This window comes from Brevibacillus borstelensis (assembly GCF_037834415.1).
Classification (GTDB): domain Bacteria; phylum Bacillota; class Bacilli; order Brevibacillales; family Brevibacillaceae; genus Brevibacillus; species Brevibacillus borstelensis_A.
The window spans coordinates 1-13,509 of record NZ_JAUMSJ010000021.1; the positions used below are offsets into that span (position 1 = coordinate 1).

General features: G+C 55.7%; 10 protein-coding genes. All 10 read right to left on the minus strand.

Features of this window, described 5'->3' with window-relative positions; translation table 11 throughout:
- Positions 1-110: 110 nt before the first annotated feature.
- The 10 genes from Q3F21_RS16700 to Q3F21_RS16745 all read right to left on the minus strand — a co-directional run bounded on the left by Q3F21_RS16700 (position 111) and on the right by Q3F21_RS16745 (position 13,474).
- Positions 111-800 carry a YidC/Oxa1 family membrane protein insertase gene (locus tag Q3F21_RS16700; RefSeq protein WP_340255286.1) on the minus strand — a complete coding sequence of 230 codons (690 nt, stop codon included), beginning with the start codon at positions 798-800 and terminating at the stop codon, positions 111-113.
- Positions 752-1,096 carry a hypothetical protein gene (locus Q3F21_RS16705; protein WP_340255289.1) on the minus strand — a complete coding sequence of 115 codons (345 nt, stop codon included), beginning with the start codon at positions 1,094-1,096 and terminating at the stop codon, positions 752-754. Before Q3F21_RS16705 ends, Q3F21_RS16700 begins: the two co-directional genes overlap by 49 nt.
- Positions 1,097-1,178: 82 nt before the next feature.
- Positions 1,179-2,876 (minus strand): hypothetical protein, encoded by a 1,698-nt coding sequence (locus Q3F21_RS16710; RefSeq protein WP_340255292.1) that lies wholly within the window; start codon positions 2,874-2,876, stop codon positions 1,179-1,181.
- 27 nt (positions 2,877-2,903) lie between these two features.
- Positions 2,904-5,060 carry a phage tail protein gene (locus Q3F21_RS16715; RefSeq protein ID WP_340255295.1) on the minus strand — a complete coding sequence of 719 codons (2,157 nt, stop codon included), beginning with the start codon at positions 5,058-5,060 and terminating at the stop codon, positions 2,904-2,906.
- A gap of 17 nt (positions 5,061-5,077) precedes the next feature.
- Positions 5,078-7,354 (minus strand): putative baseplate assembly protein, encoded by a 2,277-nt coding sequence (locus Q3F21_RS16720; RefSeq protein ID WP_340255298.1) that lies wholly within the window; start codon positions 7,352-7,354, stop codon positions 5,078-5,080.
- Positions 7,355-7,378: 24 nt separating this feature from the next.
- Positions 7,379-10,468 (minus strand): putative baseplate assembly protein, encoded by a 3,090-nt coding sequence (locus Q3F21_RS16725; RefSeq protein WP_340255301.1) that lies wholly within the window; start codon positions 10,466-10,468, stop codon positions 7,379-7,381.
- 117 nt (positions 10,469-10,585) lie between these two features.
- A complete protein-coding gene (locus tag Q3F21_RS16730) occupies positions 10,586-10,987 on the minus strand; it encodes a GPW/gp25 family protein (RefSeq protein ID WP_340255304.1) in 402 nt (133 codons plus the stop codon).
- Between the two features lie 12 nt (positions 10,988-10,999).
- Entirely contained in the window at positions 11,000-11,725 is a 726-nt protein-coding gene (locus Q3F21_RS16735) for a phage baseplate assembly protein V (RefSeq protein WP_340255307.1), read from the minus strand.
- Complete coding sequence (locus tag Q3F21_RS16740) at positions 11,722-12,834, minus strand: phage late control D family protein (RefSeq protein WP_340255310.1); 1,113 nt, start codon at positions 12,832-12,834, stop codon at positions 11,722-11,724. Before Q3F21_RS16740 ends, Q3F21_RS16735 begins: the two co-directional genes overlap by 4 nt.
- A 7-nt stretch (positions 12,835-12,841) precedes the next feature.
- Positions 12,842-13,474 (minus strand): CIS tube protein, encoded by a 633-nt coding sequence (locus Q3F21_RS16745; protein ID WP_340255313.1) that lies wholly within the window; start codon positions 13,472-13,474, stop codon positions 12,842-12,844.
- Between the last annotated feature and the right edge of the window lie 35 nt (positions 13,475-13,509).

Genomic DNA, 13,509 nt, shown 5'->3' on the forward strand with positions numbered 1-13,509 from the left:
TTTCCATCATAGGAAAGTAAACGTGTGACGCTAGACTTGTGCGCTATAGGTATACGGAATCGATCCATCTCCACAACTCGCGGCGGAAATCCGCTCACTTGCCCGCTGTGTCATTCTTGCCTTGCCAGCATTTCCGCTCTCCCCCGCATCAATACCTTTCTTCCCAGTCTGGTTCGATAAAAACCGCGTTCGAGCAAGCCGAACAAGGAACCGGTTGTCCAGTACAAGCCCAGAGCGACAGGCGCTTTCCAGAGTATCATCAGGAAGAAGACGACCATGATCAGCGAGGTCATGGCCCGTTGAACGAACGGCGCATCAGTCAGCATCTCGCCAGTCAATGGAATCATCCCGGTCACAAAGGTAAGTCCGGCGGCCAGCGCAGGCAGGATGTGCCACGCATCATGCTGGGCAAACGAGACGACCCAGGGAATAAAGGAGGAGGACATCGCCGCCCCATGAGTCAAAAACAGACCGTACATCGCCATGAAGATCGGCATTTGCACGATCGCTGTCGTAAACATCGACAACGGCTTGACTCCCGCCTTTTGATACAGGTTCATCGTCTCTTGCATCAATTTCGGCTGATCGTCTTTATATCGTTCCTGAAGCAGCTTTAATTCAGGGCGAATCAGGACTTGCAGCATGGTCTGGCGGGCCGTCCTCAGGCTGAGCGGAAAAAGCAAACCTTTTACAAGCAGCGTCAGGAGTACGATCGCGATACCCCAATCCTGCGCCAACTGAAAAATGACATTCAGCAGCGCGGCCAAAAGATCAATAACTGGCTGAACAATGGTATACATCCGGAATTCCTCCTCGTATCGTTGCATATGTCGTTTCGATACAAGAAGGCAAGCGGATCCGCGTCGTCACTGGAATGACTTCGCTCCTTGGGAGGCTTTTTCCGCCGCACCCAAAGCATTCTGGGATGTCCGGCCAAGCGGGCCGAAATCTCGGTCGGCGGCTGTGAATCGACGCCTCTCTCTGAACAAGCCGCCCAGACAAACGGCTTCGCCGGACTGTCAAACAGTCGCGCGACCAAGTATCCCGACAGTCCCATCGCCAACAGCAAGAGCGTCATATCCAAGGAAAACTCCACAGCGTCACCTCCCGAGGACAAAATGGTTTACTCATACTAAAAATACCACAAATACGGGATGTTTTCTATCAATAAGAGGAACCTACTCACTTTCTTCATCAGTACCCGCCGCTGCCTCATATACATCGGACTTTCGCTTGCCGTTCTCCTCCAAGCTGCCAGCGGTTTCCCTGATTTTTGAAGCAGCCGCAGAAGAAGGCCTCATCGCCCACCAGCGCACGCGGACAAAATCCATCTGGACAGGAGCCCGAAGTTTGATTCCGATGCGAAAGGTTCCTTTTCGCGGGTACAAAATCGTCCCCACGGAGATATGAACGGCATCCGCAGCGAACTCGGTGTCTTCAAAAACGCCGGTGTTTCCATAAAAAATCTGGTCGCTCTGTGAAAGAATATCGACAAACATATCCGGGGTATCATCCTCGATCCCGGTGCTGATCAAGACGCTTCCGCTGCCGAGTCCATGCCCGATCTCGTCGGAAAAAAAGCTGTTGTTCACTTTGGCGATGAACGGCCAGGTCGATGTGAACGGCTCGATGGGAATCTCCACGACACCCGTGGCCATTTGCTCACCGTGTTTGCCTTGCTTCGGGAGCCCCAAGTCAAACAGGTACTCATTTGATTCCGCATCGTATGTAATGGCAAAGGACGGCTTCTCCCCTGCCGCAAGCTCCCTTGTCCTGGCGACAGTCCGCAGGGGATCGGTAACCGGACCAGCCGCTCCTTGCTTGCTCCGTGCTTGACCAAGCTGCTGCAAAAGCGACGGTGTATACACGTATTCCTCAAACGGCACCGGGACCACTTTTTCAATCACATAGCTGGCGTTCATCTGCAGCAGGCACACTTTGGCCAAGTAGATGCACGGGTAATCGTTCAACTCGGTGATCTTGTCCAGCTTTTGGCTGTAATAGTCCGAAAGAATCCGCTCTTCGATATCCTCTGGAGTTATCTCCAGCTTCCCCGCCGTGGAAAGCTCAACCTGCACCAGCCTGTCCCCGAGCCGCACTTCTGCTCGCCCGCCTTTGACGCCGAGTGAAACGGCTCCGCTCTGCAGCCCGGCCCTCAGGCGAAAAGAGGCGACGCAATCGGTCTGTTTCGAATCGACGCGCTCCTGGAAACATATCCGCCCTCCCTCTCCCTCAAGCACCGTCAATTCGGGAGCGTCCAGCTCATACTGAAACTGGACGCGGGGAGTCTGGACCGTCTTCTCCACATGCACCCGAAGCTCAAAGATCTCTCCGGGGTTGACGTAACGGGGCGACGCCTGCCAGATGCGCAGCTGGGAATCCTGGTACACCAGCACCCGCTGCTCGGTCAACCCGCCTCGTTCAAACGACGCCGGGTGCGGGGCTTCTTCCCTGATAAACAATGTATACCCTTCCGCTATGCGGTTGTACTCGGACACTTCTTGTCCCCCTGCTTCGGCGACGGAAAAAACCTGCTCCTTTCCCTTTTCATCATAGGCCAGGCAGACGTATACATTTTTGGCGTAGTCGTTGTTTGAAAACCCGTCCATCATGGAAAGCTTGAGCTTCACCGGATCGGGTACGACGATTTCCCGTCCGAGATAATCAAGTGCGACTCCTGCTTCCACGGAGATTTGCTTTTCATCCACCGCCACGACTTGCAAGCCGCAGACCACGCCGCCCCCGTGAATCAGCCGATTGATCAGTCTTCGCTTGTCGTTGAAATAGCGCTGTTCCGACTCGAAGTCTCTTACCGTCAGCAGCTTCCCTTTAAAAAACAAATTTCGTTCGTACGGAAAGTAACGCAGGTTTTTCACCGCTAACACCTCGCTTGAAAAAATAGGCTATTCCAGTGACGAATCGAAGCCCAGTCTTGTGTCCGCATCGATTCGCCGGCTGCGGTCTCGCGTGCCCAGGACTGTGTTGTAGGGGATGGACAGATTTTGGTCAAGCGTCAGCCATGAAGGCTCAGACAGGTACGTATTGATTCCGGCGTAGCTGTGCAGATCGGCATAGATGCCCGGCTGTATGACAACCAGCTTGGCTTCCGTAAACGCGGGCTTCTGGTCATCGAGAATTTTCTGCACCGCCAAACGGTCTTTTTCCGTGCTGACACATTCGCGGGTGACCAGCAGACAAAAGCTGTACGGATTGTCCACGTACAATTCGGAGACGAGCGGATGAAGCTCCGGATTGGCCAGCATATCCCTGATTTGAAAGTGCTCGACGATAATGGGCCGCTCGCCGGTGTAGAGCTGCACCATGTTTGCAAGGCCGCTGCGCGTCCCCCGCTGGGAAAACAGCTCCGGCGCACGTCTGATCAGCTCTCTCAGCTGAGCTTCGCTCCAGTGGTCCTCGCTCGCGATGCCCAGCCACGATGCCAGCCACGGGACGAACTCGTCCGGTGTCGTATCCGGATCAAAGTAGCGGGACATCGAGTCGATTTTCTGTTCTATCTCCAGAAAAAAAGTGCCGAACAGTGCCAGAAACCTCTCCAAAAAGTCCGCGCTTTCAGGCTCTTCCCGAAATACGGCGGGCAGATAGCGTAAAGGGGAGTGGCGCGGCGTGTATACCCGCAGCTGCCGCAGAAGGGGGGAATGCTGCTCGGTGCCATGCAGCTCGATTTTCAGCCACAGATAGCGGCCCTGCGCAGAAAGAAACAGGGCATCCGACGCGTTGACGACCGGCTCCGACCAGAGGCTGGCAGTCGCTCGCAGCTTCTCCTGCCACTCGACAGCGGGGTCCGCCAAAAACTCGTCGAGATCGCGCAGTTTTCCGTTCAGCACTTGCTGCTTGCGGTCTGACGCAAAATAGGAGACCAGCGTCTGCGTCTCTTCCGGACGTTCGCTGTCAATGGTGAATTTATGCCAGCGCGTTTCAGTCTGTGTGCTGTCAAGCGAATGGGAGAAGTAATAACCGACAGGCAATCCGGGGGGCTCCAGCCTTGAGGTTCTCGAACTGAGCTGGAGGATCGACAGCATTTCACTGTCCGCGTCCCATACATACAGACGCTGCTTCTTGTCGCAAAGCAGCTGGTCTGCCCGCCCCCGATAGCAGGTGAGCGGATGAACCGCTTCCCCGCTTGGGAGAAAACGCAAGATGAAACGGGAATGGTCGTGCGCCGAATCCATCCGGCGCAAGTCTCCCAGAAACAGGATCGGCCCTGCCCCGACTCCAAATCCCCCGGGCCTGGCCCCCGCCGGAATTGCCAAGGTCGCAACAGTCGCGCCTTGCGGGGTAAAACAGACGACCTGCCCGCTTTCCTTTTGAAAGACGTACAACTCCCCCGAGTCCGGTACGCATAGCTGGAACAGTCTGCCCCTTTGCACTTCCCGAATGCCGCCTGCTCTTTGCAATCTCAACTCGCTGTGCGAAAAGCGGCTGACAACCTTGCCCGCCCGATCAAACTTGAGGACCGCGATTTCCGTCCCTTCCGGCAATCTCTCCCCTGGGGAAAACGTTTCGGAAACAAGCGGGAGCACGACGTACAGCATGCCTCCGCCGTCCACTCCGGCGGCCACAGGAAACAGCGGCATGCCCTCCCACTGCTCTTCGCTCCAGACGCATTGACCATTGCCGACAGAGTAGGCTGCCACTTTTCGCGCTGCGCCGGGATCGACGATAAACAGATACTTTTCATCAGCCAGAACAGCCGCATACGGCGTAAACAATTGGTGGCCCGCGCGAAACAGCGTCTCTTTATACTGATTCGCATCGTCATAGCTAGTCAGCGCCCCGGACTCGTCCAGCCAATAGATGGTACCCGGCCTCCCAATGGCAAAATCCAGCAACCGGGGAGAGCGTGCCGAGTCGGCATCCGCTTGAGCCGCAGAAGCGCCCTCCAGCCGAAACAGATCCGCTGCCTTGCGCACGTGGTGCACCTCATAATCTTCGCAGCATTCAAGCTCCAGACCCTCGTCGGTACATTGCAGATTGACCCATGCCCCTCTGCCCCAATCGGCAGCTTTGTTCATGGAAAAAAACTTGTTTTCGCCTTCCACCGTCCCACCCCGTTTTCCTATCTGCCTTTGGCGCCGATCAGCTCCAGAACATGGTCGCCGGAATATACGAGCCCGTGCGGAGGGATGCGAATATCTCCTTCCTCGTCCCTCGTTATACCTGCTCCCTCGGCGGAAATCCAGAGGTCTTTTACAAAGTGGACGCCTTCCATCCGGTTGAGCAGCTCAAACAGGTCGCATTTGTAAACGGGCCGGCCAAAATCCCAGCCTCTTCCTTCACCGGACATCTGCTCATGCCCGCGGATGTCCAACGGCTGCAGAAAATGACGCAGCGCGTCCCGCATGGCCTGCTTCTTTTCGAGGAGCGCAGGCTCCACCACGACCGTGGCGTACACCGTGATTTTGATATAGGCGGGAGGGACGACGTGGACTTCCGTCGCAAGCAGCCGGCGCCGTTCCAAATGCCGTCTCACAGTCTCCAGGAAGCCGTCGCTTGGCATCGGCGTCGGCCGGTCTGTGTAGGGAACGACCACAACTGTCATCTGAGCGGCTGCCTTCTGCCGTGGGTAATCCGCCATTCCCGCTTTGTACAGCGGGATTGCCTTGGCCCGGGCAATCCTGACACCGGGCGTGCGCAGCGCGATCTGCTCGTAATCCGCTGCCGTTACCGCGCGGTCGGGCATATTCCTTTGTTTTCGCAGGCGATGCTTCGCCTCCTCCGTGGTTTCCAGCTTCCTTCCGCCCGCTGCCGGTGCCGGATTGGTCACAAGCACTTCGGAAAGATGAGCATCGCTGCTATGAAATCGGTTGATCTGTCCCCCCTGGATATTCCCCTCCACGCCACCTCCCGTCTGGCAGGAAAGGATGCGAATGCCGGGAAAGCCCTCGATCCTCTCGGGAATCGCCCCGTGCTCGTTATTGCCGAACAGGATCAAAAAATCCCCATCCTCTTGTCTGAGAAGGTAATGACGGTCAAAAGATGTGGATGCGTCAAAGTCATCGATGAGCTCCCAGTCCTCCCAGACCGGTTCCGGCAATCCTTCGACCTTTCGCGCCACCTGCACGTGCAGACTTTCCCGGAGAATATGTTTCACACCGAGCCGAAATGACTGGTCGGGCAATCCGCTGCTTTCTCCGACGAGCCGCTGGCGCGCAAAATCGTCCCGGCAGGCGATTACCCTTATGTTTTTGGAGCCCTTTGGAGGAATACCGGTTACGTCCTGATCTCCAAAGTCTATGATGGCCGCTTTATGCAGACTGTCGCGCCAGAGACGGTAGCTTCCATTTTGCGCGGAAGAAGGCTTCGCCCCGTTTGACTCAGGCTCTTCCCGCCACAGCTCCCAGCCATACGCTCCCCTCACCTGCACCTCGATGCTGCCGTAATAGGGAAGGTATCCGGAAACGGCGATCCTTTGGCCCGGCAGGCCGGTTCCATCAAATTCGCAGACGTTGCTGAGGGTCTCGCGCTGCACAGCCCGGACCGAATTCAGCTCGATCTCTTCCAGTCTAGGCGAAAGCTCAAAGCCGCCTTGCACAACCGTGCAGCAAATCCAGAAGCGGGGCTTGTCGTTGGCCGGATAGAGCAGCAGCGGCTTCATTTCATGCGGAAGCTCTACGTGCACCCGGCCGGAAAAGGAGAAATGCATCGTTTCATCCCTGACAACGGGAAGCTGATGCCAGCCAGTTCCGCTCGGGCTCGCCCCCGCCCCGTAGTACTCCCAGGCGACTCTTGCTGAAGGGACAAAGAGCGATTCGCTCTCCACTCGCGTCACTTTCACCGGGTAGTTTTCAAACAGCCGCAGCCCAAGAGGGACCTTGTGGCTTGTCGGCAGCGGCTGGTCAAAACCAAGGTAAATCCGGCTGCCCGCATTCGCCTGTTGTCCAAACGCGTAGTAGGTGACGCCTTGGTGACCGTTCGAAGAAGTGACGTCTGTCGTCTCTCTTTCCGTCTGAACCAGGATTTTCTCCAGCCTTGCCGGCACGAGGACGAGCGGTTCTTCGGTCTCAAAGGGAAGCTTGTCGGCAAACATCCTCGTCCCCTCCGGCAGCAGTGATGCATCGGTCACGCCGTCAAAGGTGACATCTGTTTTTGCACATGCTTGCTGCTGCGGCACGATGCCCATCAGCTTCAGAAACTTCCGCTCGTTTTTCTCTGTGACTTGGTTCAGATAATATTGCTGCATTTCCATCAGCCAGGAAAGCATCTCGATCATGGCAATGCCCGGATCGTGATGCCCAAGGTCGCTCCACTCCGGCGCCAATCTGGAGATGGAAGCTTTGGACTTTTCCACGATTTCCTCGAACCGGCGGTCATCCAAATGGATGGACGGCAGCATTTGGTTCCCTCCTTCCTCTCCCGGTTAAAGCACGCGGACCGCAATCCGGTGTTTTCCGCCCACTACGATGCCGTGCAATATCTTGTCGTACGCCTCCAGGGAAATTTCCGTCCGCTGCCCGTTTGCAATCCGACTTACATTGATCGTCAATTGATTCACATAGCGTACACGTGGAACTGATTTCAGCAGGGCAAACAGCAGTGACGGATGCAGGCTTTGTCCAATCTCCCAGCCACTTCCGTTAAAATTGCCGGACAACGGGTCGAGAAATTGCTCCAGCCGACGCAGCGCTTCCATCTCCGCCACGACCATATCTTCAAGAGAGCCCACCGCCAATTCTGCCGTTACCGAGATTTCCAAGTAATCCGGTTCGATTACATGGATGCTCTCCGGCAGGGCAACCGTAGCTGCGGCGTGTTTCAACAAATACTGTGCGACCTGCCGCTTCAGCTCAAAAAAGCGATGATCAAAGCTGCCTGCGGCCGGCAAAACGACAACGGTCACGTGACCGGCCTCTCGCTGCAGCTTCCCGTTTGTATGGGGAAGGCACTTCACTTTGGCTACGCCGGGATGGGCACTCTTGGCCAGCCACTCGAAATCCTCGGTTGTGACGGCCCGGTTCCGGTTCTTGATCGTCTTGGGTCCGCGCACCAAAGCGTGTTCAAGCAGCTCCAGATCGCATCCCCCGACTGCGGGCTGCGGATTGTAAACGGCCTGGACAAACGGAATGGAATTCTCCAGATGGTTGATCGCTCCGGCGGGGAGATTGCCTTTTTTCCCTCCGCCGATCTTGTAGGTGACCTTTACCTTGTCCTTTCCGGACTGGGGCAAAGCCTTGCCGCGATGGCCGTCACCGAACGAAATTTTTCCGCTAGCCCGGTCCAATGCATAATGACGGTCCTCCGAGCCGGAGTCGTGCAGATGCTCCACGCGTCGCCACTGCACCCAGCACTTTTGCACGTTTCCCCCTGAATCCCGGATCTCCTCCACTTTATGCGCCGGATCGGACGCCAGCTTTTCTTGTTGTTCGGATGTCAGCCAGCCCGTTTCGTCTACCCAGACCTCCTCGGTGATGACGGGGAAGCGGGACAGGCGGTATTCGGAAGCAGACAGGAAAAGAGATTCCGAAGTCGGGTCCGCCATCTCGCTGCGGATCGTCTCCTGCTGGACCGCACGTGTCGTATTCAGGTACAGACCTTCAATCACGGGGCACACACATTGAGGATGAAGGGGGTCCATCCTCCCGTCCGGATTTGCCAGCCGCAGCCAGTAGCGCTCCCTGCCGAATACCGATACCTTCGCCATGTCGGGCGGTACCGCAAAGCGAACCGTTCCACTCTCCGTCAGCCCTGACGTCTGATCGACCGCATGCAGTTTGACCCACCTTGGCTCCCGCTGCTCCAGGGTCAGATATTCCCAATGAGTCAGCGGCTTCGGTCCTTCTTTCACATCTGCCGGGGACAGAGAGATATACAGGGACACGGGCCCTTGTGAAAGCTGGCTTTCAAATCCCAGATAAAGGGCCGGGGATTTGCAGTCGAGACCGGCAAACGGCCTTATAAGGCCGACACCCTCGCCTATCGCCCCGTCCTTGATCGAGCTGTAAAGCTGCCAGTCCAGATTGTTCACCGAGAGGCTGTGATTCGGCTCCAGTACCGCTTCAGGATATTCGTATCGCAAGCTTATCTGGTCGAGCCAAGGCGCCATGTATACCGGATTCGGGCCGTACAAGCCCTCGACCTGGAGAATCCGCACCCGTATCCAATAGCCGTGCTGCGAATGGACAAAGGTAGGAGAAAAATCACTCGGGCAGCAAAAGGTCAAGGAGTGTGTGCGTTCTTCCGTTTCACGGGAAGCAAGCACAGCCTCGGCTCCCTCTTCCATCGCAAGCGTCACCCATCCGCTGCCATTCCAGTATTCCCACACTGCACTGGCGATGGCAACGGCCGTTGATGGAGGAGGGGCAAAGGCTGATTCCTTCATGATCAGCTTCCATTTTATTTCCTGCTCTGCCTGATGGAGGAGCTGCCTCGCAACCACCTTCATCCGAAAACGGAGCGTGACGCGGCTGCCGGGCTTGGTAAACGCCTCTTCGCAGGCGAGGAAAAACATGCCGTACGAAGCAAATTGCTCGCCAAACGGATAGCATCCCGCGGCAGCTGCCTGCACATCGTTTGCGAAAATCATGTCGGGTATAAGCCCGCCGTCCGGCACCTCGGGCAAGTAGTCCGCCTTGAGCTTGAGCGAGGACAGCGCGAGTCCCCCGTCTTGCCTGATCATCCTGTCGATCTGAAGCGGCTTGACGCGGCAGCGAAGCCAGCGGCCTTCGATCCCATTGATCTCCCGTGTCTCCCATCGATTCTTTTGCTTTTTCACGAGCATCACATTCGTCTGATCCGAAATGACTTCGTCAAAGGGCACCCACTTTCCGTCACAGAAATAGGCCCACTCGACCAGTTCCGCGTCGGCCAGTTTTTTTGTGATGGCAGGCTCGAGGTAACGTTCCCGTTCATTGGAGACAGATAGCTGGATAACCGCTCGATCGCTCAACCGGAACAACTCGTTATGCGAAAGATACCAGTAGTGCCGCTGGTCATTTTGCAATCGCCCGGTGTCAAAAACGGAAAGGGGGAACAGTGTGCCGTTTTTCATGTCTTCGTAGGCAGAATCGGACAGCCGGGAGAGAAAGTCCTGATTGCCGTTTGTCAGGAAGAGATCCGCAAGCAATGCGGGTGTCGCCAGAATCGGCCGCTCGGTTTCAAAAACAATCTCTTCGCCCTCCGCAGTCTTGCCGGACACTCTTGTGCCTGACGGAATCCAGACGGGCTGCGGAGCTCCCGTGCTCAGTTCGAAGGTCAGGTACGCTTCGGCCGGTCTGGCAGAAGCCAAGGAAACATCCAGCATGCTCAGAAAGGCGATAAAATTTTTCTGAGGCACCTGATTCAGCCGTTCGATATTGTTCATGAGCATGTCCACGAAAATGAAAAACAGCGCCGTTCCCGGATCTGGCGACTCGGGGGCAAACCGCCATTCAGGGGTATAAAAAGGAGCCATTTCACGCATTTTGCGAATCAACGCTTGTACATCACTCGGATCGACTAGCGGCGGTCTCACGGCATCCACCTCCCCTTGTTTTCCTGATCCCCTGTTGCCTGCGGTTCGTTTGTCGAAACCGACGATCTCCCACTTCTTAGCCGCGTCCGTCAGCCGATACTCGCAAACGAGCGCTTTCTACGCCCCTGGTCCGTGCAGCTCCATCGGGTAGATGAGGCTGTACGACTGATTGGTGGCCCGTGTCGTATATCGGATGGAGACATTCAGCTTGCTCGGGTCTGACCTGTCCACGGAAGCGTCCACTTGTACATCGCGGACGCGAGGCTCCCAGATCGCGATCGCCTCCGCAATATCCGACTTCAGCAAAGACAAGCTGGTCCCGTCGGTGCCGGCGAACATGTATTCCTTCAAATTGCAGCCGAACTTTGGCCGCATCACTCTTTCCCCTTTTGAAGTCGAGAGAATCAGGCGAATCGCTTCCGCAATGTCGGCTTCCACATCCGAGAGCCGGATTCGTCCTGTGGCCCGGTCTACCTGCACGGGGAACTTCCAGCCCTTTCCTCCAAATACATCCTGCATCCTATCCCACCGTTATCCGTTGATTTTGACTACTGTTCCCGTAATCCCGACAATGCCGTCCGATTTTATCTGCAGTGCCCCACCCGCTTTGATGTTCATCAATCCATTTGCCTCCAGATCGATCTGCGTCGATTTGATCTTGACCGATGCGCTGCTTTCGATAGTTACCTGTCCTTTTGCATCGAGCGTAATCGTGCTCGTTCCGCTTTTCACGGTGATCTCGTTGGCACTGCTCCCCTTGATGGCGATCACGCTATTGCCGCTCTGCTCCTGGATAGTGATCGTATCCTGCTTGTCGGAAAGCACGATGCGCTGCCCCTTCTTGGTATTGATCGTGATGCTTCCGTCCTGGGGATCATCTCCAAAAATCACCTCGTGGCCCTCGCGCGATTTGATTTTGCGGACATGATTTTTGTCCGCCATTTCCGGACCGGGATTGTCTTTGTTCCACAGCATTCCGATCACAAAAGGCTCGCGGATGTCTCCCAAATGAAAAGCGACCAGCACCTCGTCGCCCACTTCCGGAATAAACAGACTGCCGCGATCCTTCCCGGCCATCATGGTAGCGATTCTCACCCAATCGGTTTCCCGTTCGTCATCGAGCAGGGGAAGCTTCAGCTTCACTCTCGACAGCTTTTCGGGGTCTTCGTTATTGGTGACGATTCCGACCAACACGCCGTGAATTTTCGCCCGCTCGTCGCTGTAGTCATCAAGCTCGAACCAATTATCAAAGCTCATATCGTATTTCCCTTCACTTGGAACGTCGTGACATATCCCGATGAGCCGTCGACGGAGTGGGTAACGGACGTAATGTAATACGGCTGACTCAATTTTTTGCCCATGCCGCCGAGCGCTATATACCGGCCCGCGCGGATTTCCGGTATCCCGACAGCCTCGCAGCTCCCGCTCAAAAGATTCATCGCCAGCTTGTTCAGCTTGGCTTGGGCGACCGCCTTTCGCTCCTCCGCCGATTCCATCTTTTTCGTCGATTCGTATTTGTCAAAATAACTGCCAATAGCATTCAACAGATCGGCACCTGTTTTCGCGTTTTTTCCCAGCTTGCCGACATCGGAGGAGGCGGCCTTTGCCTCCTTCAGCTCGGTTTTGTTCGGCTCCATGCTTCGCACCGTGTAGGAGGCCGCTTGCGAAGCGATATTGACATCGACGGAAAAGCTGCGAAGCGAGGTCCCCCACTCGAGAGTGAGGACAGGTGACGTGCTCGTCAACGGCTTGCGGAAGTACAGGTGCTTGCCGATGATGAAAAAATCGAAGTTGCAGATTTTGGCCAAATGATTGAGGAAATGAAAGTCGGAATGTTGCTCGGTCTTGGCGATTTTGGCAATGGGTTGGGCCGTGTCGTCCACATGCGCGTTCAGGCCGTATTTTTTGGCGATTTCGTTCACGACCTCGCTGTACTTTTTCTTGTCCCATGAAGTGGACTTGTTGTCCGTCATCATGAGAAACGATTTGTCCATGCCCTTGACTGTAATCGTCGGGTTGTCCTCGCAAGTGAACGAGACAGCGGTAATATGTCCGTAGAACAGGGGCGCCAGCTCGCTCCCGTAGCCCATCCGTATTTCCACTTCCTTGCCGGGGACCAGGTAATCGTCAACCCAGCGAAACTCCCATTCGATCGGATCGAACGCATTGCTGACGGCAAACGAAAAAGTGTCGGCTTTTCCGTCGAGACTGGAATTGACGGTCACTTTCGTAACGGCTGCGGCCAGGTCGGCAACCAGCTTTTTACCGCCGATGATGATCTCGACCGCGGGAGAATGAAAATTGTTGTACTTTTGCCGCAGCTCCTGGTACGTGTAGCTGTCTGTTGTCAGCTTCAGTTCGCTCATCGCATGATCACCTCGGAGACGGAACGGTTACGCTTCTGCCATTCTTCAGGAGACGCGGATTGTCGATTTTGTTTGCCCGGGCGATCGTCCGCCATTTTCCGGGATCGTTGTAAGCTCTGGCAGCGAGAAGCCATAGGTGGTCCCCCTGACTCACCTGCTGTTCCAGCACGGTGTTGGTCAATGCGTTGATATCGCTTGGTTCCATCCTGCTGCTTGTCCCCTTGAATGTCACATCAAGCTTGGCCCTGACAGGTGTCCCCTGGTCCAGAAACATCGTAAAGCGTTGAGAGACCTTCTCGACAACCCCCGTAAACTGGAGGCTGTCCCAGACAAACTTGCAGATCGGGGGCGTGCCGATCTTTTTTTCCACAGTCATCAAGCCCGCGACCTTATTGGTGAAATGGCGGACGTCGATGCCTGTCTCGTACGTGTCAAAAAACAGCTCTACCGACAGCGTTTCGATTTCCCCGCTGACAAACATGCCGACGGGCACAGACTGACCGAGTATCCTGTGCCAGGCGTAATGATTCGCGGCTTCAATCCTGTACTCGGAAGGATTAAACAAAACGGATATCGATTCCGTGAAGTCTCCCGTTCCCTTCCGATCGACTAAAATCTTCGCTTTCTTCTCCTGTCCCATCGCGCTCTTTGCCTCTTTCGGTTTTTAGGAATGGC

Coding starts and splice junctions, on each gene's coding strand:
- Q3F21_RS16700 (WP_340255286.1), bottom strand. CDS start 800: ATGTATACCATTGTTCAGCCAGTTATTGATCTTTTGGCCGCGCTGCTG.
- Q3F21_RS16720 (WP_340255298.1), bottom strand. CDS start 7,354: ATGCTGCCGTCCATCCATTTGGATGACCGCCGGTTCGAGGAAATCGTG.
- Q3F21_RS16730 (WP_340255304.1), bottom strand. CDS start 10,987: ATGCAGGATGTATTTGGAGGAAAGGGCTGGAAGTTCCCCGTGCAGGTA.
- Q3F21_RS16735 (WP_340255307.1), bottom strand. CDS start 11,725: ATGAGCTTTGATAATTGGTTCGAGCTTGATGACTACAGCGACGAGCGG.
- Q3F21_RS16740 (WP_340255310.1), bottom strand. CDS start 12,834: ATGAGCGAACTGAAGCTGACAACAGACAGCTACACGTACCAGGAGCTG.
- Q3F21_RS16745 (WP_340255313.1), bottom strand. CDS start 13,474: ATGGGACAGGAGAAGAAAGCGAAGATTTTAGTCGATCGGAAGGGAACG.